The organism is Burkholderia sp. 9120, from assembly GCF_000745015.1.
In the GTDB taxonomy this organism is placed as follows: Bacteria; Pseudomonadota; Gammaproteobacteria; order Burkholderiales; family Burkholderiaceae; genus Paraburkholderia.
On the sequence record NZ_JQNA01000002.1, the window covers coordinates 5,777,772 to 5,801,493 of the forward strand.

The 23,722-nt window shown below is 62.2% G+C and carries 18 protein-coding genes; 9 read left to right on the forward strand and 9 right to left on the reverse strand.

All coding sequences use genetic code 11. The features are described from left to right. The first annotated feature begins 74 nt into the window (after window positions 1–74). Both FA94_RS33685 and FA94_RS33690 read left to right on the forward strand, forming a co-directional pair. Window positions 75–989, forward strand: coding sequence for an IclR family transcriptional regulator (locus FA94_RS33685; RefSeq protein WP_035559953.1), 915 nt, complete (start codon window positions 75–77; stop codon window positions 987–989). Next, complete coding sequence (locus tag FA94_RS33690) at window positions 986–1,894, forward strand: IclR family transcriptional regulator (RefSeq protein ID WP_035559955.1); 909 nt, start codon at window positions 986–988, stop codon at window positions 1,892–1,894. Before FA94_RS33685 ends, FA94_RS33690 begins: the two co-directional genes overlap by 4 nt. A 40-nt stretch (window positions 1,895–1,934) precedes the next feature. Here the strand turns inward: FA94_RS33690 and FA94_RS33695 are convergent, their stop codons facing one another. The 6 genes from FA94_RS33695 to FA94_RS33720 all read right to left on the reverse strand — a co-directional run bounded on the left by FA94_RS33695 (window position 1,935) and on the right by FA94_RS33720 (window position 9,839). After that, window positions 1,935–4,646: a hypothetical protein gene (locus FA94_RS33695; protein WP_035559957.1), complete on the reverse strand. Its 2,712-nt coding sequence runs from the start codon at window positions 4,644–4,646 to the stop codon at window positions 1,935–1,937. Continuing rightward, complete coding sequence (locus tag FA94_RS33700) at window positions 4,633–5,880, reverse strand: DUF3142 domain-containing protein (RefSeq protein ID WP_051981039.1); 1,248 nt, start codon at window positions 5,878–5,880, stop codon at window positions 4,633–4,635. Before FA94_RS33700 ends, FA94_RS33695 begins: the two co-directional genes overlap by 14 nt. Continuing rightward, a complete protein-coding gene (locus FA94_RS33705) occupies window positions 5,873–6,631 on the reverse strand; it encodes a PA3715 family protein (protein ID WP_051981041.1) in 759 nt (252 codons plus the stop codon). Before FA94_RS33705 ends, FA94_RS33700 begins: the two co-directional genes overlap by 8 nt. 223 nt (window positions 6,632–6,854) lie before the next feature. Beyond that, window positions 6,855–7,718, reverse strand: coding sequence for a MurR/RpiR family transcriptional regulator (locus FA94_RS33710; protein ID WP_035559958.1), 864 nt, complete (start codon window positions 7,716–7,718; stop codon window positions 6,855–6,857). A gap of 195 nt (window positions 7,719–7,913) precedes the next feature. Further along, window positions 7,914–8,996: an ABC transporter ATP-binding protein gene (locus FA94_RS33715; RefSeq protein ID WP_035559961.1), complete on the reverse strand. Its 1,083-nt coding sequence runs from the start codon at window positions 8,994–8,996 to the stop codon at window positions 7,914–7,916. A gap of 69 nt (window positions 8,997–9,065) precedes the next feature. Then, complete coding sequence (locus FA94_RS33720; protein ID WP_035563886.1) at window positions 9,066–9,839, reverse strand: SDR family oxidoreductase; 774 nt, start codon at window positions 9,837–9,839, stop codon at window positions 9,066–9,068. A gap of 334 nt (window positions 9,840–10,173) precedes the next feature. Between FA94_RS33720 and FA94_RS33725 the strand changes: the two genes are divergently transcribed. The 4 genes from FA94_RS33725 (at window position 10,174) to FA94_RS33740 (ending at window position 16,809) form a co-directional block, all read left to right on the forward strand. Beyond that, entirely contained in the window at window positions 10,174–11,406 is a 1,233-nt protein-coding gene (locus FA94_RS33725) for an ABC transporter substrate-binding protein (protein ID WP_035559964.1), read from the forward strand. A 184-nt stretch (window positions 11,407–11,590) separates the two neighbouring features. Then, a complete protein-coding gene (locus FA94_RS33730) occupies window positions 11,591–12,481 on the forward strand; it encodes a carbohydrate ABC transporter permease (protein WP_035559968.1) in 891 nt (296 codons plus the stop codon). Then, on the forward strand, window positions 12,478–13,329 hold the full coding sequence (locus FA94_RS33735) for a carbohydrate ABC transporter permease (RefSeq protein WP_035559971.1): 852 nt from the start codon (window positions 12,478–12,480) through the stop codon (window positions 13,327–13,329). The genes FA94_RS33730 and FA94_RS33735 overlap by 4 nt, the downstream gene beginning before the upstream one ends. Before the next feature lie 1,182 nt (window positions 13,330–14,511). After that, the gene (locus FA94_RS33740; RefSeq protein WP_035559974.1) at window positions 14,512–16,809 is read left to right on the forward strand and encodes a hypothetical protein; all 2,298 of its coding nucleotides are present in this window, start codon (window positions 14,512–14,514) and stop codon (window positions 16,807–16,809) included. Window positions 16,810–16,890: 81 nt separating this feature from the next. Here the strand turns inward: FA94_RS33740 and FA94_RS33745 are convergent, their stop codons facing one another. Then, the gene (locus FA94_RS33745) at window positions 16,891–17,316 is read right to left on the reverse strand and encodes a MarR family winged helix-turn-helix transcriptional regulator (RefSeq protein ID WP_231585093.1); all 426 of its coding nucleotides are present in this window, start codon (window positions 17,314–17,316) and stop codon (window positions 16,891–16,893) included. A gap of 60 nt (window positions 17,317–17,376) precedes the next feature. On the opposite strand from FA94_RS33745, the gene FA94_RS33750 reads away from it, so the two are divergent. From FA94_RS33750 to FA94_RS33760, 3 genes are all read left to right on the forward strand, one after another. Then, the gene (locus tag FA94_RS33750) at window positions 17,377–18,600 is read left to right on the forward strand and encodes an FAD-dependent oxidoreductase (RefSeq protein WP_231585094.1); all 1,224 of its coding nucleotides are present in this window, start codon (window positions 17,377–17,379) and stop codon (window positions 18,598–18,600) included. Window positions 18,601–18,875: 275 nt separating this feature from the next. Further along, on the forward strand, window positions 18,876–19,973 hold the full coding sequence (sfnG, locus tag FA94_RS33755; protein ID WP_035559983.1) for a dimethylsulfone monooxygenase SfnG: 1,098 nt from the start codon (window positions 18,876–18,878) through the stop codon (window positions 19,971–19,973). A gap of 232 nt (window positions 19,974–20,205) precedes the next feature. Further along, window positions 20,206–20,967, forward strand: coding sequence for a glycosyltransferase family 2 protein (locus FA94_RS33760; RefSeq protein WP_051981047.1), 762 nt, complete (start codon window positions 20,206–20,208; stop codon window positions 20,965–20,967). A 49-nt stretch (window positions 20,968–21,016) separates the two neighbouring features. Here the strand turns inward: FA94_RS33760 and FA94_RS33765 are convergent, their stop codons facing one another. Together FA94_RS33765 and FA94_RS33770 are read right to left on the reverse strand one after the other, a co-directional pair. After that, on the reverse strand, window positions 21,017–22,015 hold the full coding sequence (locus FA94_RS33765) for a flippase-like domain-containing protein (protein ID WP_035559987.1): 999 nt from the start codon (window positions 22,013–22,015) through the stop codon (window positions 21,017–21,019). An 83-nt stretch (window positions 22,016–22,098) separates the two neighbouring features. Continuing rightward, complete coding sequence (locus FA94_RS33770) at window positions 22,099–23,541, reverse strand: metallophosphoesterase family protein (protein ID WP_035559990.1); 1,443 nt, start codon at window positions 23,539–23,541, stop codon at window positions 22,099–22,101. Window positions 23,542–23,722: the final 181 nt, after the last annotated feature.

Genomic DNA, 23,722 nt, shown 5'->3' on the forward strand with positions numbered 1-23,722 from the left:
AAATCTTCATGCGCCTAAGATGGAGACGGGCAATGCGGCAGTCGCTTAGGCTTTCGGCAAGGCCATCGGTTAACATGGACCCTTTTTTACGGACGGGCGCGAGGGTGAGCAAAGCAGCGAAACCGGCCGTGGGCAAAGGCGCGGGCGGCGACGACAGCGCGCCAGGCGGCAAGCCGCAGCGTGGCATTCAGAGCGTGGAAGTGGGCGGCCGCGTGCTGCTGGCGCTCGCGCAGGCGCGCACGCCGCTGGCGTTGTCGGATCTCGCTACCGCCGCGCAACTCGCGCCGGGGCAGGCGCACGCCTACCTGGTGAGTTTGAGCCGGCTGGGTCTGATCAAGCGCGACGACCTGTCGGGCCGCTACGAACCGGGGCCGTTATCGCTGCGGCTCGGTTTGCTGCATCTGGAAAACCAGCCGGCGTTTCGCGCCGCCGTGCCGCGCGTCGCGACGCTCGCGGAAGCGATCGGCTTCAGCGTGGCGATCTGTATTGCCGGGCCGCAAGGGCCGACCATCGTCCGCTATGAGCACGCGGGGTTTCCGCTGCACGTCAATTTGCATGTAGGCACGGTGATGTCGCTACCGGCGACGTCGACGGGACGCGTGTTTTGCGCTTATCTGCCGCGTGAGGTATTAGACGCGATGTGGGCGAATCAGACGGGCGCAACGAATGGCGCGACGAGCACGATGAGCACGATAAGTGCGATGACGCCGCCCGACGAAAGCGCCGCGTTCGAAGCCGCGTTGAACGAGATTCGCGCGCGCGGTCTGGCACGCAGCGTGGATGCGCCGAGTCCGGGCATCAGCAGTTTGAGCGCGCCGGTGCTCGATGGCGACGGCGGTTTGTCGCTGGCGCTGACGGTGATCGGCTCGACCGGCGCGATTGATGTCGCCGCCGACGGTCCCATCGCCCGCGCGCTGCTCGCGGCGGCTCATGACATTAGCGTTGAACTCGCCGCTGCGCCTTCCCTGTTAGCTTCTTCTGCCACGTGACCGATTCTTTCGACCTCTCTCTCGCCGCTTCCGCCGATGCCAAACCGCAGCGCGGCATCCAGTCGCTCGACAGCACCGGCGAGTTGCTGGCGGCGCTGGTCTCGGCGGCGCGCCCGCTGAACTTGCGCGATCTTGCGGCGGCTGCCGGCATGCCGCCGGCCAAGGCGTTTCCGCATCTGGTGAGTCTCCTGAAAATCGGTTTGCTCAAGCGCGATGCGTCGGGCTGTTTCGAAGCGGGGCCGCTCGCGCTGGAACTCGGGTTGATCGGCTTGCAGCGCCTCTCGCCGGCGCGTGAGGCGGAACCCGAGGTGGTCGAGCTGGCGGCGTCGACCGCGATGAGCGTCGCGATGGCGGTGCTGGGGCCGCTGGGGCCAACCGTTGTGCGTCTGGAGGAATCGGCGCGGCCGCTGCATGTGAGCTTGCGGGTCGGCACGGTGATGTCGCTGGTGAATACGGCGATTGGCCGCGTGTTCGCCGCTTATGTCGCCGACGACGTGCGCGCCGGTCTGCTAGCGCAGGATCATCTGCGGCTGGCGGGGGCGGACGCGGCGGATATTTTCGCGGCGAAAGCGCGCGGAGTTGGAGCGGGTGTGTCGAAGACGGTCGATGCAAACGCCGGCGCGACCTCAGCGTTAACGCCTTTGACTCAAGCCTACGCGCAGCGTCTCGCGCAAATCCGCGCGGACGGTATCGATACTGCGTTGAGCCGACCTGTGCCTGGCATCAATACGCTGGCCGCACCGGTGCTGGATCACACCGGCAGCATCTGTCTCGTGCTGGCGCTGATGGGACCGAGCGGCAGCTTCGATAGCGATCCGACGGGTGGTCCGGCGCAGACCTTGCGCGCCGCGACGCTGAGATTGTCGCGGCGGTTTGGGTGGATGGCGGCGACGAGCGGGGCGTGACGCTCGACGCCTCATTGCAGGTCAGTCTTTTGGCAATGCGTTAAGACGTAGGCCGGTTGCGGCCGGTCGCCCGCCGCCGATACCACCACCAGCCAGCCCCCATCACACCGGCAAGCACCAGCACCCCAATCAACGCAACGCGCTTCTTATGCCGCCCGGCGTCACGCCGCACGTCACGCCAAGCCTGCGTATAAGTGAAGGTCGCCGCCGCCTTGAAATCCGGCTCCGGGCACAGCGAGCCAAACGCCCCGCCGAAGTCCACGTACGCCCCCTCCTTCACATAGCGCTTGTAAAAACCCTGCGCGCGCTCGGGATCGTAGTTGTGCATCCAGTCCGTCCCGCGACACAACACGGCAGCAAACGCCTGCGAGCGCGCCGGCAATGCGTCGGCCGCTTTCGCGATGTACCCAGCAGCAATCTCGCGGTAATGAAAGCGCATCAACGGCTGGCTCTCGCTTGCCGCGTAGCGGCGCTTTTCGTCGGCGGTGACGAACGGTCCTGCCAGATCGTCCTCCGCGCGCGTCGCGGGCGTTTCCGGCGTGTTCGGCTGTTTCGCTGACGCGGCGGCTGCGTCGCTGGCCGCGTTCGCATCCGAACCCCGCGCCACATGCGCGCCGATCACACCCGAGCGCCCCGAGCCACCCTCGAAATCGCCGTCGATGTCGTGATAATCCGGCCCCTGCTCGTAGCCCATCAATTCCATGCCGAACTGTTTCGCGAGCGTCGCCGCGGCGAACCAGCCACGCGCGCGATTCGTGCGGGTCCACGCGTGCTGCGCCTGGTCGAGCGCGGCGCCATAGTCGTGCGCGAGCTCACGCAGATGAAGTTGCGTGCGCGCCGTCTGGCCGTTTTTCCAGTCGTAGGCGCTGTAACGCGGGTCGTCGTCGGCGGGAAAATACGGCAGCGCTTCGTCGATACGGCCATCTCTCACGAGACGGCGTGCCAGCAGATAACGCAACGAGTCGCCGGCAGACGGCCGCGCTGCGTAATACGCGTTCGGATCGGTCGGCAGCGGCGGCGCGGCGGACCATGTCGGCACGCGCGTATCGACAAAGTGCTTCAACTCGTCCGTGGTGAGCACGCGCTCCGCGATGTACGCCATATCGCTGCCGTACGCGATATCGGTCACCGAGCCGTCGTTCACACTCGCATCGTCGCTTCGCGACGCGGCGTCGAACAGATAACCGAGTGCCTCGACATACTGTCCGCGCGACAAGGTCAACACCGCCTGCTCGCCTTTGATCAGTCGTACGCCCGCCGGCTCCACGCTCGAATCGGCGGCCGGAAAACCCTTCGAAGCCTGCGCGTACGCCTGCACGGCCGCGGCCGTATCGCCCCGGCGCAGCGCGAGTTTCGCGTTCACCCAGCTAGCCAGCGCGCTGTGTTCACGCGCCGCCAGCATGCCGGCGAAATCGTAACGGCCGACTCGATAAGCCAGCGCGGCGAGACGATCAGCGCCCGCTACATGATCGATGCCGCGTTGCCGGATCGCCTCCACCAACGAGGTCAACGCCGGATTCGGTTTGATGCCGTGGTCGCCGCGCGCGGCATCGGCATAGCCGGTCGGCCCGAAACTGTTGTCGTAGCCGCCGTAGTATTCGGACGCGCTCGCCGGCTGGTCGTTGACGATATCGCCTTCCCGCGCGAGCGCATACGCCACCAGCAGACGTTGCGCGACCGGATCGTCGATCAGCGACGCGACCCGCGCCTTGCCTGCCTTGCCGGCCAGCGCCCATGCCGCGATGAATTGCAGCGACTCCACGCCGCTCACGCCACCGCGCACCGCCTGTTGCGCATAGAGGCCGATGGCCCGCTTCAGGTCCGCGGGCGCGATCGCCGTCGCGCAGGGCGTGTCGTTCAGGAAGCTGCGGTAATCGCACTGCATGTCCGATTTCGGATTGTGCAGATAGGTCAGCGCTTCATCGCCGAAACTGGCGACCGCGAGGCCCTGCGGGTCGGGCGCGCCGTTCGCGGCGAGTGCGCGCGGGCGGGCGTACGCCGCGGGCAACGCGGCGGTGAGGGTCTTGCATGTGGCGGCATCCGTGCAGCTGTCGGCTCGCGCCTGGGCTATCGCCGCGAGTTCGGTTGCCGCTGCGACCGAGCGCGGCGCGCCGGATGAGCCAGGTAGCGCAAGCACCGCTTCGAGGCGGGTCGTGGCGCGGGTCAGGAAGGATTCTTTGCTGGCGCAGGCGGATGACGTCGTCGCGGCGCTCGACGACGCACCGCCTGAGTCGGGCGCGGCGTGATTCGCAGGGTCGGCACCGGAAGCCGCCGCGCTGGATGCCGGCGCATCGGCCGTTGGCGCGGACGAGCCGGACGCCGCCGACGCAACCGCCGTACTCGCGCAACCCGTCAGCGCGTGCGTATAGTCCACGTCGGCCGCGGCATAGAGACGTTGCGCGTCCGGCACGCCCGTTCCTAGCGCATACGCCGCGTCGCCGTCGGCGGCTTTGGCCATTGTCGCGAGTGTCGCGATCTGCGCGGACGTCAGACCGGCCAACACCGCCTTCGCCGGATCCACCGCTTGCGCGCCCGCCGCAACCCGCACGGCTTCGGGCGCCAGCAAATGATCGCTCGGCGTCACGAGCCGCGCCACCTCATAAGCGAACGAATTGTTCGGCGTGCCCGACAACGTGCCCGCGCGATTGTCGAGCAATTGCAGCGGAAAAAACGGTCCGCATGCGTGGACGATCACAGCGCCGGCCAGTAGCGCGAACGCGCCGCCGAATGCGACATATTTACGGTTCAACATGAACGGAGACCTTGTGGTGATCGGTTTCGCCGCAGCGAAGCCAGCCGATGTCGCGGCGCATGCCCGCGCGCAACAAGCCGGGTTGTACGCGACGCAGCAGCATGCCGCGCGCGTCGTAATCGAGTGCATAACCGTTGATGCCGTCCGCGGCCTGGCAAGCGGCGTCGGTGCGCACGACCGCCGGCAGCGTCGAATCGGCGTTGCCGCTGCTCACTAGCGACACGTCGAACAAGCCCGGCTGCTGCGCGTTCGGATGGACGTCGACGCTCATCGCTGAAGTCAGCGGTGCGCGGCTCAAGACAGCGCGCCAGGTTGTCAGACTCCACGCGCGCTCGTCGGCGTCGGTGGGCAAGCGGAACCAGACGATGCCCGCCAGACCGCGCAATTCGTCGCGTTGAATTTGCGCGACGAACACCGCCATCTGCCCGGGCTGCGCGACCAGTTCATGCGACAGGCCTTGCGCGAAACCGTTCGCGAGCAACATCGGGCGTTCGCTTTCAATGCCGGCCACGCGGCCATCCGCACCCCAGGTCACGCGCGAGCCGTAAGTGGGCAACGCGACGCGCCATGGCCGCTGCGTGCGTCGCGCGAAAGCATGCAGCCACGTGCGCGCTTGCGCTGGATCGAACAGGCCCTGCGCCGGGTTCATCACCGCGTGGACCTGAAGGATGGCGGCGTCGGCTTGCTTCAGCAGCGCGTCGAGCGCGGGGCTGTCGAGCCAGGTGGGCAACGCAGTGATCGTCAGTTTGATGGCGGGATCGAGCTGCGCGCGCAGCGCGGCGAGAAACCGCGTGTAGGCCGCGAGTTTCGAGGTCGCGCAGTCATGGTCGATTTCAATGGCCGCGAGTGGCACACCGTGCTGTTTCCAGTCGTCGGCGAGTTGAGTAATGCGTGCGACCGGCAAGCTGTCCAGATCGTCGAGTTGGCCGTCGATTCGCACCACGGCCGTGATCGGCACACCCGTTGCCGCGAGCGTCGCCCAGTCCGGCGACACGGCGGTCCAGTCGTTCCGGCTGTCTTTCTCGGCGGCGAGCACGTGCCACGACTGCACCAGGCCACGGCTCTGCTGGATCGCCGCGTTGACCGACGGCGTCCATTTGCGCTGCCAGACATAGGCGTCGTTCGGTAACGGCGTGACCGGACGGCTACACGCAGCGACCAGAACGATTAGCGACAACACGACAAAAACGGCGAACGTGCGTCGCTTGTGTCGCAATGTGCCGCTGTCACTCATAGTGCAGGGCTTTCGGCACGCTGTAGGCGGCGCCGTTGTAGTTCAGCGTGGTGGTCGAGCGTTTCGGCGCGCCATCCTTCGACACGCAATCGCTGCTCGTCTGCTTGCTCACGCGCTTTTTCGAGGTTTCGCCGACGCGCAACGTGGCATAGCCGGACGCGTTGGCCGGACCGACGGCGAGCGAACGCGCGATCGACGAAAACGTTCCCGCGCAATTGCCATCCCATTCGCCGGAGTCGTTCGCGACGAGCATGTCGTCGAGCACGCGGCGCAGCGTGTGGCCGTCCTGTACATACAGGCTCAGCGCCTGCGCTTCGTAGGGATTGACGCGCGACGAACCTTCGTACGTCACGCGCACGCCGAACGCGCGCAGTTGCGGCGTCAACTGATAGCGCGCCGTGTCGAGATCGATCGAACTGAAGCGAACCGCGTCCGACGTGATCGCCGACGGTTCATAGAAGTGCGCGACGATCGCACCGGATTGGCTATCGGCAACGAGCACTTCGACGTCGTAGACGGCTTCATCGTCGGTGGCGCCGGCCTGGGGCATCGGCTGCACGGCCAGAGTCAGCGACGGGTCCGCCGGCCAGACTTTGCACGCCGCGTGCTCGCTATCGAGTTGGCGGCCGGGGTGCAGCGTTTTCATCCATTGGCTCAGATTGGCCTGGCAAGCCGCCTTGGCATCGGTATCGGCGTCGGCATGGGCGAACATGGGCAGGCACAGCACGGCTAAGGCGATGAGTTTTTTCATTGTTCTCCCGGTTTGCTTTATTGGACGTTCTGCCGCGCGCTCGCGAATCGAGCTATTGCCGCGGATTTTAGGGCGAGCGCTGTCCGTTGTAAAACGATGGTGAGGCGGGAGTGTGAATAGGGGCGTTTCAGCGTGGTATCGCCGATAGCCAGGAGAATGGGATTAATGCGGAACGCAACAAGCGGGGCGACCGTCGCCAGGTTCCAATACAGCTACGTGACGATCAATCCCCGGTCGCCTCCGGTTCATGCGACGCCAACCGCGCCTTCGCGTGGCGCATCTTCTCAAGCGTCTTCGGACCGGCTTTAAGCGCGACGCCGATCGCGAGCGCGTCCATGATGCACAGATGCACGAGCCGCGACACGCCCGGCGTATTCGGATCGATCGGGCTCGGCACGCGCAGCAGCAGCGGAATATCGACTAGCCACGCCAGCCGCGAACCGACGTTGGTCAGCGCAATGGTGGTCGCGCCGCGCTCCTTCGCGATCTGTATGCTCTCGTTCACTTCGACGCTGCGGCCCGAATGCGAAATGGCGAATGCCACATCGCCCGGCTCCATCAGCCCCGCGTAAAGACGCTGCAAATGACCGTCCGTAAAAGCAGTCGACGCAATGTCGAGCCGCAGAAAGCGCAACGCCGCGTCTTGCGCCACGAGGCCCGACCCCGAGCCGACGCCGAAGAAGAACACCCGCCCCGCGCTCGACAGCGCCGCGATCGCGCTCTCCACGACCGCGGGGTCCAGCGCGCCGCGGGCATGCGTGATGCCGTCGATGGCCGCTTCGCCCACCTTGTCCATCAAGGTCTGCACGTCGTCGTCGCGCGCCACCGCGGTCGACGCGTACGGCATGCCGCCCGCCACGCTCTGCGCCAGTTGCATCTTGAAGTCGCGCAGACCATGCGCCCCGATCGCGCGGCAAAAACGCGTGACGGAGGGCTCGGACACGTCGGCGCGCTGCGCGAGTTCGGTGATGCTCGCGCGCATGGCGAAGTCGACGTCGCTCAGCACCATATCGGCGACCTTGCGCTCGGCAGGCCGCAAGTTCGCCAACGCGCTGCGAATGTGGGGAATCAAGTTCGGTGCGGACACCCGGTGTTCCTTAAAAGCGCCCTCAGACCTGTCGCTTCGCGCCGGCCGCCGAAGGGGACTTCCTTCGGGGCGGTGGACGTCCTGCGGAGCGGAAAACGTGGGACGTCCCGGCGTTTTCTTACGGGTTAAATGAATCCGCGTCGCGGTTGCCGTTGCGGCCGGAACCGGAATCGGAACCGGACGGCAACACGCGGCTCAGACCAGCCTGCGTCCACTCTCCGTATCGAACAGATGAATATGTTCCGCCGGCAAACGCAGCGCGATACGTTGGCCAGGCTCGATTTTCGAGCGCTGGCGCGTCGTCACGCACCACGTGCTGCCGCCTATTTTCCCGTACAAGTGGGTCTCCGCGCCAGTCGGCTCGACCACTTCGACTTCCATCGTGGCGTCCGGCGTCTGCGCCATGGTCTCGATGTGTTCGGGGCGCACGCCGAGCGTGACTTTCGCACCGACTGCCGCCGAAGCCGACGCGCCTTCCAGCACGATCTCGCCGCCGCCGGTCAGCTTCAACGTGAGGCCCTGGCCTTGCGCGCCGCTCGCCACCACGCCTTCGGCAAAATTCATCGACGGCGAGCCGAGGAAGCTCGCGACGAACAGATTCGCCGGACGATCGTACAACTCCAGCGGACGACCCATCTGCTCGATCCGCCCCGCGTTCATCACGACGATGCGATCGGCCATGGTCATCGCCTCGATCTGATCGTGCGTGACGTAGATCACCGTATTCTTCAGGCGCTGATGCAGCGCCTTGATTTCAGTGCGCATCTGCACGCGCAGCTTGGCGTCGAGATTGGACAGCGGCTCGTCGAACAGAAACAGCGACGGCTCGCGCACCACCGCGCGGCCCATCGCCACGCGTTGCCGTTGACCGCCCGAGAGCGCGCGCGGCAAACGGTCCAGATAACCGCTGAGATTCAGCATCTTCGCGGCGGCTTCGATCCGCGGCTTGAAACTCGCCGACGATTCCTTGCGAATGCGCGGTCCGAAGGCGATGTTTTCGTAGACCGACAAGTGCGGATAGAGCGCGTAGCTCTGGAACACCATCGAAATATTGCGCTGCTGCGGCGCGAGCGTGTTCGCCCGCGTGCCGCCAATCATCAGATCGCCGCCGCTGATCTCTTCGAGGCCGGCCACCATCCGCATCAACGTGCTCTTGCCGCAGCCCGACGGACCGACCAGCACGACGAACTCGCCGTCGTCGATGTCGAGATCGATGCCGTGCACGACTTGCGTGTCGCCATAGCGTTTGAAGATGCCGCTTAGTTGCACTGCTGCCATGCTGTCCTCATCGTCTTGCTTCGTTGACTCGACCGGGAGTTGCGGGTTTTTGTTCGGGTGTCGCTGTGTTCAGATCTGTTCTAGCGTCAGTTCTTCCGCCATCAAACGATTGCCCGCCATCAGACCGCCGTCCACCGGCAACGCGACGCCGGTAATCACGCGCGCCATCGGCGACGCGAGAAACTGCACGGCGTCGGCGATGTCGTCGGGCGTCGCGAAGTCGCGCAACGGGTACCACTTCTTCAGATCCTCGAACACTTGCGGGTTCTTGTCGACGCGCGCCTGCCATGCCTGGGTCTTCACCGTGCCCGGACACACGATGTTGGCGCGAATGCCATAGCGGCCGAGTTCCATGGCCAGCGCTTTCGTGTAGCTGATCAAGCCGGCCTTTGCCGCGCTATACGCGGGGTGCCCGAGCGCGGCCATGCCGTTCACCGAACCGATCAGCACCAACGCGCCGCACCGGCGTTCGATCATCGACGCCCGCACCGCTTCCACCGTGTGATACGTGCCGTTCAGATTCAGATGAATGTCGCGTTGCCAACTCGCGGCGTCGGTGCTGGCAAGCGTCAGGCCTTGCGCAGCGCCGGCGTTCGCAACCAGCACATCCACCGGACCGCGCACCTTGACTGCGGCCGCCACCGCTTGCTGCACCGCGGCGGCATCGCCGAGGTCGACCGCGATCGGCGTGACGTGCGCGTCGCCGAGTTGCGCGGTCAATGCCTGAAGCGCGGCCGCGTCGATGTCGAGCGCCAGCACGGTATCGCCCTGCTCCACGAAACGCCTGCACAACACGCTGCCGATACCGCCGCAAGCGCCCGTTACCAACACCACACGATTCATGTCCGCCTCGCTCATCAACTGGTCATTCGCACCGGATTAGCATGTAAATTTCCTACAAACTCGATGTCGGCCAGTTGTCTAGTCATCCCGAAGATTGGGTATCCGTGACTTCGCGTTACGCAGAATACCCCTGCTTTACAGCATCTTATGCACAAAACCGGCTGCAAAAAAATATGGCAGACCCTACGTGACAAGCTATTTTGCGTCATGTAGGATTTTTTCAAACAATTTAACCCAAAGCGGCCGGCGATGGCAGCAGACCACCCCACCATCATCGGATGGGACCGGAGCCGGCGCTCAAGCGCCAATTCCGATCGACAACAGGAGAGAGAGAATGTCGTTGCATGCCCGTGCTTCCCTCGCGCTAGGCAAAGTTGCCGTGGCGCTCGCGTTTGCAGGTATCGCCGTCGCGGCTCACGCCGACACGGTCCGCGTCACGGTCGCGCACTACAGCGACGCGACCGCGCCGTACTTCGAAAAAATGGCCCGCAACTTCGAGAAGGCCAATCCCGGCACCACCATCAAGATCGAAGACGTGAACTGGGACACGCTGCAACAGAAACTCCAGACGGACATTTCCGGCGGCGCCAATGCCGACCTCGCGATTGTCGGCACGCGCTGGCTGCTCGACTTCGTGAAGGACGACGTGGCCGAACCGCTCGACGGATACATGGATGCGAGCTTCAAGAGCCGCTTCATCGGTCCGTTCCTCGCACCGGGCGAAATCAACGGCAAGGTGTACGGTCTGCCGATCGCGGCTTCCGCGCGCGCTTTGTACTACAACAAGGATCTGCTGGCGAAAGTCGGCTATCCCGACGGTCCTAAAACGTGGAACGACGTGATCGACGCGTCGAAGAAACTGAAGGCGCAGGGCATTGCCGGCTTTGGCCTGCAAGGCAAGGAAATCGAAACGGACGTCTACTATTACTACGCGCTGTGGACCAATGGCGGCGACGTCGTCGGCAAGGACGGCAAGGCGGCGTTCAATTCGCCGGCCGGTATCAAGGCGGCCACGCTGTACAAGTCGATGATCGATCAGGGTCTCACGCAACCCGGCGTGACCGGCTATAGCCGCGAAGATGTGCAGAACCTGTTCAAACAGGGCCGCGTCGCGATGGTGATCTCCGCGCCGTTCCTGTCGAAGCAGATCAAGAAAGACGCGCCGAACCTGAAGTACGGCATCGATCCGATTCCGATGGGTACGACGCACGCCACGTACGCCGTCACCGATTCGATCGTGATGTTCAAGAACTCGAAGGTGAAGAAGTCGGCCTGGAAGTTCCTCGACTATCTGTTCACGAAGGAACCGCGCGTCGAGTTCTCGACGACCGAAGGTTTCCTGCCGACCACCAAGGCTGAAGCGACCGATCCGGCGTTCAACGATCCGGATACGAAAGCGTTCGTCGCGTTGCTGCCGACGGCGCGCTTCGCACCGACCGTGACCGGCTGGGAAGACACCGCGAAAGCCGTGACCGATGCAATGCAGTCGATCTACCTCGGCAAGGCGAAACCGGCTGACGCGCTGAATGCGGCAGCCACCCAGGCGAACAAGTCGCTCGGTCATTGATCGTGCTTTGATCGCTCGTTCTGATCGCTCGGTTTTGATCGCTGAGTGATCTCGAGGTGATTTGCTGAACACGGAACGCGCGCCGCCATCGTGAAGGCGGTGCGCGTTTCGGTCGTAATGCACTATCCGGCCCATCCCGGCGCGCGCGCGAATGAGCGCAAGCGCGTCTTACGATCGAGCACGCATGAGCCGTTCCGCTTCTTCGCGCCTGCAGGCGCCCTGGTTGCTGATTGCGCCGAGTCTGGTACTCGCGCTCTTTATCATCAGCTATCCGATTTTCAACATCGTGTGGCAATCGCTGCACGAGGTCTCGCGTTTCGGTGCGATTCGCGATTTCACCGGCCTACAGAACTTTTATACGATTTTCGACGACCCCGCGTTTCTCGCGGCCGCGCGACGAACCGTTGTGTGGACCGTGTGCGTGGTGGGTGGCACCGTACTGATTTCAGTGCCGGTCGCGCTGATCCTGAACCAGGATTTTTACGGCCGCGGCATAGCGCGCACCATCGTGATGCTGCCGTGGTCCGTCTCGCTGACCATGACCGCCGTGGTCTGGCGCTGGGCCTTCAACGACGATTACGGCATGGTCAACGTCACACTGCAAAGGCTGGGGTTGATCAGCGGCCCGATCCATTGGCTCGCGACGCCGGATCTCGCGTTTCCGGTGGAGATCGCCGTCGGCATTCTGGTGTCGATACCCTTTACGGTGACGATTTTGCTGGGCGGGTTGTCCTCCGTGCCTGGCGATATCTACGAGGCGGCACGCATGGACGGAGCGAGCGCGTGGCAGCAGTTTCGCAAGCTGACCATGCCGTTGCTGCGACCCTTCATCAACATGACGATCCTGCTGAATGTGATCTACGTGTTCAACTCGTTTCCGATCATCTGGGTCATGACGCAAGGCGGGCCCGACAACGGCACGCATATTCTCGTCACTTATCTGTATGAGTTGGGCTTCCGGTTGGGACGTCCCGGTGAAGCCGCGGCGGTGTCGCTGATCATGCTCGTCATGCTGTTCGTTTTCTCGATCGCCTATCTGCGCCTGCAGCCCGCGAAAGAAGGAGATCCGTCATGAGTCTCAGCATCAAGATGAAGCGCTCGCTGTGGTGCTGGCTCGCGCTGTCGCCTCTGGTTGTGGTGGTGTTGTTTCCGTTTGCCGTGATGCTGTTCACGGCATTGAAACCGGCCACGGAGATTTTTGTTTATCCGGCGCGCTGGTTGCCCGTTCATTGGCAATGGAGCAATTTCGTCGACATGTGGCAAGCGGCGAATTTCGGCGTGGCGTTACGCAATAGCACGGTGATCAGCTTGCTCTCGACCGCGCTCGCTTTGGCCGTGAGCTTGCCCGCCGCGTATGCGCTAGCCAGATTTCCGTTTCGCGGACGCGGTTTGTATCGACAGTTCCTGCTCGTCACGCAGATGTTGTCGCCCATCCTGCTCGTAGTGGGTTTGTTCCGCCTCGCCGCGATGATCCCTTATGGCGATGGCAATCTGGTCGACTCGAAGATCGGCGTGATCGTCTCTTATGCGGCGTTCAATATTGCTTTCGCCGTGTGGATGTTGTCCTCGTACTTTCAGACGGTGCCGCGAGACCTGGAAGAGTCGGCGTGGCTCGAAGGATGCGGACGCACCAAGGCCGTCTTCAAGGTCTTCCTGCCGCTCGCCGTGCCCGCGATCGTCGTAACCGCCATCTTCACGTTCATAAACGCGTGGAATGAGTTTGCCGTGGTGTATACGCTGATCCGCTCGCCGGAGAACAAGACGCTCACCGTGCAGGTGACCGATATGGTGGCGGGCAAGTACGTCGTCGAATGGCATCTCGTGATGGCCGCGACCTTATGCGCGACGCTGCCGGTTTCGATCGTGTTTGCGTGGTTGCAGCGATTCCTGGTGAAGGGTTTGGCGCTCGGAGCCGTGAAGTAAATTGGCGGGCGCGCTGGCCATTGCGAACGCGCCCGCTCGACTACACTTGAACGCCGTCGCACCCTGAATTTCGAATTAAATTAGGGTGCGAATTCAATAAAATATCGAATAAAAAAGTACCGCAACGCGAATTATCTGTTCGCACCCCATTCTATTTTTAGAAATTCAAATAGCACGCTCCTATTTATATTAATAATATTAAATAGCGTACTTCTCGACGGAATGTCAAACACCACCAATCTGCTGACAAATCAAAGATTTACGTTTTCCCGTCGATCGTGAGGAAGAGATTTTCCTCTGCGGCGCATTTGGTTAGTCATAAGCCGCCCCATACGGCGGATTCTCGGCATTATCACTTATCGTCTCGAATTCCCGCCACGTTGCACTGGTGAAACGTTTATAATTCCTCTGCCGAAAGCATCTGTAAGTAATACCAGATGCACGAGAAAGCACACCAGTGTCGGCAATAATTGCATTGGTGCAGGTTGCGCGAGGTTGAGCGTCACGTCTGATCTTTGGGCGCGCCTCAATTACCGTCGCACCGCTGCGTTCGTATCGGCGCCAGGCCGTCAGTTGCGAAGGAATGGGACTTAGCTGGAACATCAGCTCTCCTGATTTCCTTCGTTGCGCGTGCCTACCAGAAATTTGTTTTCACATTCACGGCGCGCTGCTGTATCAACGCGAGCCTTGCCAAAGTTTTACGAGTCACGTCATCGGCATGTCATCAGTGATTGTGTCGTTTATCCGGTCGCGCGTTCGCGAGTCGGAGGACGCCGGCTGGGAAGTCGACTGAGCTTTCACGCAACGAATGGGTACGCTGAAGCGCTGCTACATGCCGCGCTCGATGCGTGGCGTTGCCTATTCAAAAGTGTGACCAGCGAGAGCGCTCTATCAAGTGAGTCTTTCGTAGTCAATAGTAAGTATTCCGTAATATAAACGCCGGCCGACATTTGATTGATTGTTCAGCATTCAATCGCCTGACAGGTCGTCGCACGAACGGCTGTCTAAGGGCTCTCGTTCTCATAACAACGGCGCGCTCGAGCGCTGGCTTCATCAGCAATGAACGCGGTTTCGGCGCGTTCTCTGGTTGACCTCTCTCTGTAGTCATAACGCCAACGCGGACGACTTTGATCGATCTTGCTGATTCCTCGGGGAAAACCTGCTTTTAGCGATACACGGACAATGATGAGATATTGGAAACTTCTAGGCGTTGCCTCGGCAACGGTGTTGGCATCGTTTGGCGCGGAAAGCGCGCAGGCCGCTCAAAGCGGCACTATCACTGTGTCGGGCCAGCAGTACAAGCTGTGCGGACAAGAGAACGGCAACTGCTCGTTCCTCGGCACAGGCTCTGTGGTGTTCGGCGCGGTACCGCCTAATTCGCCGTCGGTCATGCTGACGGCGCCGAAGACCTTTAGTAATGGCGTCGGCTGCTATGTCGGCGCGGTTTCGCAGACAGATCCCGCCTATGGTTACGGCAAGTCGTGCTGGGTGAAGGCAGTCGCCGCTACGCCGACGCCGACACCAACGCCGGCACCTACCCCGGCTCCGGCTCCCACGCCCACACCGACTCCCACGCCAGCTCCGACGCCGACGCCGACTCCAGCGCCCGCACCGGCTCCAGCCCCCGCGCCCGCTCCGGCCCCGGCTCCGACGCCTACCCCAACGCCGACACCGACGCCCACTCCGTCGCCGGCACCGGGCAGCTCCACGCTTTCGTGCAGCACGCCGACGCAAGCGGCAGGCGGCACCGCCAACGGCGTGATCAGCGCCGACACGCCGACCACCGACGGCATGCGCATTTTCCAGAACAACGCAGCATTCAAGCTCGCGATCACGACGAACGTCCCGAGCGCGGACACGGTCGTCTGGTCCGTCGCGGACTCGAACGGCGCGATCAAATCGCAAGGCAGCTTCGCGGTTAAATCCGGCGTGCAGACCAGCACGATTCCGTGTACCTCGACGTGGTCAGGCTACGGCGCGCTCACCGCGACGCTGCGCTCGAACGGCGGCACGTTGCCGAGCAGCGGTACGCGTCCCACGGGCATCGCAACGTTCGGCGTGTTGCCGAACCTGAACTCGGCACTGGGCACGGTTAGCTACGCTCATCAGGACCAGCATCGCTTCGGCATGCAGGGTTTCAACGGCAACATCGCGGCATTGCACGATCTGGGCATTACGTGGACGATCGACGATCGCGAGCAATCGGCCATGGAACCCAACGGTCCGAATACGTACACGCCGAGCGTGAGCGACCTCGATCCGTTCTACAAGGCCAATCCGGATCAGATGCGTATCGTGCGTCTCGACGGCATCCCGGCATGGGATTCGAAGACCGGCCAGTTCAACGACAGCTACTACGCGCCGTCGAACATGACCGAGTTCCAGGGCTTCATGGCCAAGGTCGGCACCGACACGAGCCAGATCCGCGCCGCGAACTATCCGAACCAGCAGAGCAACTACTATCAGGTGACGTGGGAACCGAGCCTCGGCTGGGCCGATAGCGACGCGAATTTCGTCGCCATGTACAAAGCAGCGTATCAAGGCATTCACTCGACCGATCCGAACGCTGTCGTGATGGGCACCGCGAACCCGTTCGCGTCGAACTGCGACACGTGTACCACCGGCTATCTGCAGAAGTACGGCGCACTGGGTCTGTGGAATTACATCGACGCGGTTGCCACGCATGGCTACTGGAACGCGGGCACCTATCCGGCGCATCCGCCTGAGTTGCAGGATTCGGACCCGAGCACGGCGAATCAGGCCAACGCGCTCGACAATCAGATGACGCAACTGCGCGCAGTGATGCAGGCGGGCAAGCCGAATATGAAGCTCTTCTTCACCGAAGCCGGCGTGAGCTACGATCCGGGCCTTAACTACGGTCCTACTGTCCCGTCGCAGAACCAGTTGTTTGCGCAAGCAGCAGTGGGCGTGCGGGCACACATCATCGTGCTGGGCGGCGGCGCGCAACTGACGACGCTGTTCTACGGTCCGGACTATCCGGGTGAAGTCGGTTACGGTACGTTCTTCGACCTGAACGACGCACAAGGCGCATTCGGTGCGACGAACCTGTCGCCGAAGCCGGAAGCCATGGTGTTCGCGACGATGACGCGCGCGCTCGACGGTACGAATACGCTGGGTCGTGTGAACGGCACGCCGCAAGGCACGTATGCGTACTCGTTCCAGCAACTCGGCAACGGCAAGGTCGTGACCGCGGCATGGGCGCACAGCAATGCACAATGGCCGACGAGCGCCGGCGTATATAGCCAGAGCTACTCGACCAGCTACAAGCTGACGGTGGACAACGCCGGCACGTCGGGCAATGTGACGGACATCGACGGCTACGGCAACATGACCACGCTGCCCTACACCAACGGCCAGGTCACGCTGACGCTCACCGAAGTGCCGCAGTACATCGTGTCGAGCAACGCAACGGTCGCCAAGGCCAATTCGACTGTTCCGGTCGGATACACCGGTCAATAAGCTGACCGACAACCAGGTCGACAGTCATTGAAGACCTCGGACGCGCCGCCGCTCACCGCGGCGGCGCATCGATAGAGCGAGTCAGGCGTCTCCCGCCTGCTCGCTCATTCGTTCAATATTCGCGTTCACCCTCTCCAGCAGTTCAACCAGTTGCGTGACTTCGTCATCACTGAGTCCCGACAACGCGTCTTCACTTCCCGCAAACAGAATCGCCCGCGCTTTCGACAAGCGTTTTTCCGCATCGGCCGTTAGTGAAATCAACCGGCTACGTTTGTCCGCAGGATCGGGAACCCGATCGACGATCTCGTCGCGCTCCATACGGCTCAGCAACTGGGCCATGGTGGGCTGCTCCACTCTCGCGAGCCTTGCCAGTTCAGACTGAGGCAACGCCTTGCCCCCTTTCAACGCATTCAGCACGGGAATCTGTCCAACGGCGAAACCGAGCTGGCGCAACTGCGCGTCGAAGATGCGCGTGAAGCCGCGGTTGATCAAACCGATCAGCGGCATGGGATTGGAAAGCTGTTTTCTGACCGGCATCGCATTCCTCTTGACGAAACATAGCTGCCTATGCTTAAACTACATAGGCAGCTATTATATATCCGGAGCCGGTTCATGAATGCATTCCCTCGTATCGCGATTGTCGGCGGTGGCCCCGGCGGCTTGACGTTAGCGCGCATTCTGCATTGCCAGGGCATTGCGTCGACCGTGTTCGAGCGTGAGGCCGGCCCGGATGTTCGCCCTCAAGGCGGAACGCTCGATCTGCACGACGAGTCCGGCCAACTGGCACTGCAGCGCGCCGGACTCGACGCGGAGTTTCAGCGGATCGCGCGGTACGACGATCAAGGGTCGCGCCTATTCGACAAAACGGGCGAGCTGCTGTTTGAAAGCGCCGATACGACGAGCGGCAATCGTCCCGAAGTCGATCGCAGCGAACTGCGTCGTATCTTGCTCGATTCGGTGCCGCCCGGCTGCGTGCGTTGGAATAGCGAGTTGCGCGAGCTGCGCCAACCCGACGAAGGCGCGTGGCAGTTAAGCTTTTCCGATGGTCACGAGGTTTGCGCCGATCTGGTCGTGGGTGCGGACGGCACGTGGTCGCGCGTGAGGCCACTGCTGTCTCACTACATGCCGCAGTACAGCGGATTGATGTTCATCGAATTCGGTATCGACGATGTCGACGCCAGTCATCCCGATGTCGCGAAGCTGGTAGGCCGCGGCAAGATGGAGGCACTCGGCGATGCCCGTGCGCTGATCGCGCAGCGCAACGGCAACGCGCACATTCGTGTCTATGCGATCTTTCGCGTCCGGCAGGAGTGGGCGGCCGATACATTCGACTTCTCATCGCCCACAGCAATACGACACGACCTGCTCAACCAGTTCGACGGATTCGCCGACGAAATTCTCGCGTTGATTCATGCGAGCAACGGCCACTTCGCAGCGCGGCCGATTTACGCATTGCCGGTTGGACACCGCTGGACGAATCGGTGCGGTCTGACGCTGATCGGCGACGCAGCACATGTGATGTCGCCCTTTGGCGGCGAAGGCGTGAACGCCGCGATGCTGGATGCGGCCCAGCTCGCCCGCGCTCTAAGCGACGGTGTCGATTGGAAAGCGGCCGTGTCGGCGTACGAAACGCAAATGTTCGAGCGTGTCGTTGCGCCCGCCACTTTTTCGGCTGAGGCCGCTGCAGTGCAGTTGTCCCACGACGGTCTCGCGCACGCGCTAAGGCATCTTCGAATGCACGAGAGCGAAGCGCGCGATGAAGCGATCAAGCGGCCATCGCAGATGAACTGACCAACAATCACGCCCACCAATAGATCGATTTGCGTTTTCCATATACGCAGACTGCGCAATGCATGATGCAAACCAACGTTGTCCCGCGCGAACCGCCGCTACGACATCGACCTCGTACTTTCGAGCATGAGAATCACGCGTTTTTCATCGGTCGATAGCAGATTTAATTGATTGATCCAGGGCGCATCCCTGCCATAGATTCGACCTGTGCGTCGCCAACCTTGGCGATGATCCGCCGGAGTCTGCTCCGGTTTGCGAACGAACAGGGAGTCGACATGAGCGAGCGTCAGGAAGAGTTGAAATTTGCGTACTGGGTGCCGAACGTCAGCGGTGGTCTGGTGGTCAGCACGATCGAACAGCGCACCGACTGGAGTGTTGAGTACAACCAGAAGCTCGCGCAAACCGCCGAGCGCGCCGGCTTCGACTACGCGCTGAGTCAGATTCGTTTTACAGCGGGCTACGGCGCCGACAACCAGCACGAATCCGTGTCGTTTAGCCAGGCCTTGCTGCATGCAACGACGAAACTGAAAGTACTCGCCGCGATCCTGCCGGGTCCGTGGAGTCCCGCAGTGGTCGCGAAGCAGATCGCCACGATCGATCATATTTCCAACGGGCGTATCGGCATCAACGTGGTCAGCGGTTGGTTCAAAGGCGAATTCACTGCGATCGGCGAACCGTGGCTGGAACATGACGAGCGCTATCGTCGCTCACGCGAATTCATCGAGGCGCTCAAAGGTATCTGGACGCAGGATAACTTCACCTACCGCGGTGACTTCTATCGTTTCAACAACTACACATTGAGTCCGAAGCCAGTACAAAAACCGTATCCGGAGATCTTCCAGGGCGGCAGTTCGCGCGCAGCCCGCGATAACGCGGCGAGCGTCTCCGACTGGTACTTCACGAACGGCAATACGCCTGAGAATCTCAAGCTGCAGATCGACGACATACAGACGAAGGCGGCGAAGAACGACCACAAGGTGCGCATTGGTGTGAACGCGTTCGTGATTGCACGCGATACCGAGGAAGAAGCGCGCGCTGTGCTTGACGACATCATCGCCCACGCGCACGTGGAAGCCGTTCACGCTTTCGGCGACGCGGCCAGACAGGCAGGCAGTGCATCTCCTGAAGGCGAAGGAAACTGGGCGAAGTCGACCTTTGAGGACCTGGTGCAGTACAACGACGGCTTTCGCACCAATCTGATCGGCACACCGCGTCAGATTGCAGAGCGCATTATCGAACTGAAAGCGGCGGGGGTTGACCTCATATTGGCTGGGTTCCTGCATTTCATCGAGGAGGTCGAGTACTTTGGGCAGAAAGTACTGCCGCTCGTGCGCGAACTCGAAGAAGCCGCGCTTCGTCGCAAGGCAGCTTGATGCGGTAGTGGCCGCACCGCCGACTATGTTTCAGAACATCACGCGGGCTTCACGCCCGCGTGGCGTATTCCTCTGTGCGTCATGAACCAGGTGAACCAGACGGCCGGGTCTCGCGTATGATGGAGCGACGTCTCAAGCGCTCGTGCCTGCGATCATCCACCCTCAGGCGCGAACCCTTCCATTGCGCCTTACGCAGTCGTTACTGCGATCGAGGTGCGGCTTCTGCCCTACTATGACAGCCAGCCCGTCCCCTTACAATTCCCAGTTCATTTCATGCGTCATCTGCGCGTATAACGAAGCGCCACGGATTGCAAAGGTACTCGCCGTGGCCGCGGTCCATCCTGCGTTGGGCGAAGTCATTGTCGTCGACGACGGTTCCGACGACGGCACGGCGGATATCGTCAAACAGTTTCCCTCTGTGCGTCTGATCATGCGCGGCGTGAATGGCGGCAAGAGCGCGGCAATGGTGGACGGTATCGCCGCGGCGCAAGGCGACCTGCTCATGCTGCTCGACGCCGATCTGAAAGGCCTCGCCGCCGAGCATATCAGCGCACTGGCGGCGCCCGTGCTCAAAGGGCGTGCGGATGTCAGCATCAGCCTGCGGCAAAACAGCCTGACGCTGTTTCGCGCTATCGGGCTCGATTTCGTTTCAGGGGAACGTGTCGTTAAAAAGGCGTTGCTGCATGCGGCCCTCGAACAGATTCAGGCGCTCCCACGCTTCGGCATCGAAGTATTCATGAACCGCCTGATCATAGAGCGGCGTCTGCGAATCGCGGTGACGCACTGGCCTCATGTGACCCAGGCCCGCAAGACCGAAAAACTCGGCTACTGGCGTGGTGTTCGCGCCGAATGGCGAATGATCGCCGACCTGCTGAAAGCGGTTTATCCGCTCGCATTGATCACGCAGACGGTTCGATTGCTACAACTGCGAATTCGCCACGGACGAGCTTCTTTCGCGACACGCATGAAAGGAACGCCGGATAGTTCGCAGTAGTCTGCGGATTCTCTACGGCATGCCGCTTCTCCGAAACGCCGCGTGACGTTCAACTCCGTCTATTAACACGTGCCAGCGCCAGGGCAAGCATGCCGATGGCGCCCAGCACGAGAGGACAGAACAGCGTCGCGAAACGCCACAGTATGAGTGCAGCCCCAACCGCGGCATGCGGCACCCACGCGCCGAATGCGGCGGCGAGACCGAGGTCGCCGCCACCTCCACCGGCCGGAATACCGGTCCACAGCGCCGCGTGCAAAACCAGCGCCTGAACGGCCACAACGAAACCCGGCGGCAACGAATAACCCTGTTCGAGCAGAATGAACCACAATGCGCCGTAACGCAGCAGCCATTGCGTCGTTGTCAGAAGAAGCAAGGCACCGAGCCGCCAGCGCGACCCCGATAGCAGATGCCGCCATTCATCGCGCACATTGGCGACGAAAGCCGTCCATCGCGCAGGCGGCCAGCTCGGCATACCAACACGCCTGATCGCGCCGCCCGCACTCTCCGCGAGTTTTCGCCGGCACGTCCAGATTACGCAGGCCACCGCAATAGCCCCGATCGATGCGCCCGCCACGATATGCAAGGACTTCGGCGTAATCAACCCGGCAATCAGGCCAATGCACGACACGAACGAAACGGGCACCGCGACGGTGAAGAACGCGAGGTCGAGCGCCTGATCGCCACTCACTACGGTAGTGGCCTGCGTCCACGAAGCGCCAGCGCGTTGCAACAGGCCGAGATTTACGCCATATCCCGCTGCGCCGAACGGAGAACTGAGAAACGCCGCGTCGGTAATAAAGGTAATGGCGAGCGTGCGCCGGAATCGTATGCGAAGACCCAGAGCCGTTTGCATCAACTGCTGTTTGCCGGCCTTGGCGGCGGCACTCACGAATGCGCTCGCGGCCAGCATAACGATCAAACGGGTCGACGCCGACTGAAGTCCGGCCAACGTCGCATGAACACCCAGCAGGAACGGCGCACCAATCGCAAACACGACGCCCACTATGGCCAGAAGTACGGTCACACCGAATGCGAGCGGCTTCGTCAAGAGAGCGTCCGTGGCAACGCCATTGGATGAACAGCGTTTATTACGCGAGCGATCCGGCGCGGCCGGCTACGAGCACCCATGCTTCAGCGCTTCAGCATCGCGCGGGCCGCTTTCGCGGCGCCCGGGCGGCCCATATCCACCGCGACGAAATGCGCGATCTTGCGCTCGCCGAGGTCGACCGCGACGTAGTCGTTCGGCGCTTTCGCGGTAAGGCCGTCCGACGCCGAATGGTATTCAATGCGCAGTTGTGAAGCGGTAACGACGAGCCGCAGATAACCGTAGTTGGTGTCATCGTAATTCTCGAGCACCACCACGTCGTTTTTCGCCGATGCCGCCTGCAAAACCTGCGGCGCGCGAATCGGTGCAGTGCCACTCGGCGCCAGTTTGATCAGGCCATGGCCCCCGTTACCGCACACAATATAGGGAATCTGCGTGCCATCCGCGCGACGGGTCCGTGTGAAGCGCTGATAGTTATGCGCATGCCCGGAAAGAAACGCATGCGGCCAAACGCCATTGGCTTCACAGACCTCATCGATCTGTTGCAGCATCGCGGTACTCGAGCCGTGGCCGCCCGCGCAATAGGGCGGATGATGATCGGCAATCAACAACGCACCCGTGAATTTTTCCGCTTTCACGCGTTTGAGCGCGGCGTCGAGGTAGTCGAGCTGACTGCGCCCAATGTGCGGATCCGAAATCACACCCGGGTCTTCGAGCGTATTGCTGTAGATCACCAGCACGCGCACGAACGGCGCCTCGAACGTAAAGAACACGCCGGGCTGAATCTGCGCGGTACGCGACAGACCACCGGCCTCCGGCGTCACAACGAAGTCTTCCGCGCAGAAGTTGCGCAGAAATGCCGCGAGACTCTTTGCATGCGCCTCGGGCGAGACCATGCCGTCGTGATTGCCCGCGCATGCCAGAATCGGTGCGGGATAGTTTCGATAGGGCTCGTAAAACTGATCGTAGTAGTACTTGCTCTCGCCGAAGCTGTAGACCACATCGCCGAGTAACAGCGCGAACTGCGGGATTTCCGCAGCGTTCGGCTCGGCGAAGTCGGCCGTCATCTTGTCGGCGACTTCATTCTGCGTGGCCGGTCCCGTTGTGTTGCCGCAATCACCGAGTGCGTGAAAGACGAGCTGTCCCGACGCCGTTACGGTATCGACCGCGCCGGTATTACCGCCAAACACCTCGGCGAGCGACAGTTGCGGTTCGACGCCACCGCGCGGCGCGGGAAACGGCAGCGGAAAGAGCTTGTGCTCGGCGTTGAGTTTATCGATCTCTTTGTACGCCGCGTCGTCCGATGGATGAGAAACGCGGAACACAGTCGGGTCGGCGGTCGGTTGCGGCTGCGCGAACACGGGATGCGTCAGCGCGCGCTCGCGCAGCGCGACGGAGGATGCATCGGCATTGCCCGGCTGAGGCACAGGCACGGCAGCCGCCGCCTTGCCTTCGCGCGCCTCCTTTCGCTTCGCTTTCTTGCCGCTGTCTTTCGTTTCGCTCTTCTTCGACTCGCGTTTTGCCGGCATGTGCGCCTCTTTCAAACTGATCGGTCGGGAATCTGGCAGGCAACGATATCCGTTGCAAACGTAGAACCTTACGACACACGCGTGTCGGAAAAGTGTCCGATCGAAGGCAAAAAGGGAGAGCACACCATTCAACACCGGCAGCGTTGAGCGCGCGGCGCGTTAGCAGGAATGCGCGTTCGTC

Bases quoted from the DNA above. Each gene is read 5' to 3' on its own strand.
- FA94_RS33685 (WP_035559953.1), top strand. From the start codon at position 75: ATGGACCCTTTTTTACGGACGGGCGCGAGGGTGAGCAAAGCAGCGAAA.
- FA94_RS33695 (WP_035559957.1), bottom strand. From the start codon at position 4,646: ATGTTGAACCGTAAATATGTCGCATTCGGCGGCGCGTTCGCGCTACTG.
- FA94_RS33700 (WP_051981039.1), bottom strand. From the start codon at position 5,880: ATGAGTGACAGCGGCACATTGCGACACAAGCGACGCACGTTCGCCGTT.
- FA94_RS33705 (WP_051981041.1), bottom strand. From the start codon at position 6,631: ATGAAAAAACTCATCGCCTTAGCCGTGCTGTGCCTGCCCATGTTCGCC.
- FA94_RS33715 (WP_035559961.1), bottom strand. From the start codon at position 8,996: ATGGCAGCAGTGCAACTAAGCGGCATCTTCAAACGCTATGGCGACACG.
- FA94_RS33720 (WP_035563886.1), bottom strand. From the start codon at position 9,839: ATGAATCGTGTGGTGTTGGTAACGGGCGCTTGCGGCGGTATCGGCAGC.
- FA94_RS33725 (WP_035559964.1), top strand. From the start codon at position 10,174: ATGTCGTTGCATGCCCGTGCTTCCCTCGCGCTAGGCAAAGTTGCCGTG.
- FA94_RS33730 (WP_035559968.1), top strand. From the start codon at position 11,591: ATGAGCCGTTCCGCTTCTTCGCGCCTGCAGGCGCCCTGGTTGCTGATT.
- FA94_RS33735 (WP_035559971.1), top strand. From the start codon at position 12,478: ATGAGTCTCAGCATCAAGATGAAGCGCTCGCTGTGGTGCTGGCTCGCG.
- FA94_RS33740 (WP_035559974.1), top strand. From the start codon at position 14,512: ATGATGAGATATTGGAAACTTCTAGGCGTTGCCTCGGCAACGGTGTTG.
- FA94_RS33745 (WP_231585093.1), bottom strand. From the start codon at position 17,316: ATGCCGCTGATCGGTTTGATCAACCGCGGCTTCACGCGCATCTTCGAC.
- FA94_RS33750 (WP_231585094.1), top strand. From the start codon at position 17,377: ATGCTTAAACTACATAGGCAGCTATTATATATCCGGAGCCGGTTCATG.
- sfnG (WP_035559983.1), top strand. From the start codon at position 18,876: ATGAGCGAGCGTCAGGAAGAGTTGAAATTTGCGTACTGGGTGCCGAAC.
- FA94_RS33760 (WP_051981047.1), top strand. From the start codon at position 20,206: ATGACAGCCAGCCCGTCCCCTTACAATTCCCAGTTCATTTCATGCGTC.
- FA94_RS33770 (WP_035559990.1), bottom strand. From the start codon at position 23,541: ATGCCGGCAAAACGCGAGTCGAAGAAGAGCGAAACGAAAGACAGCGGC.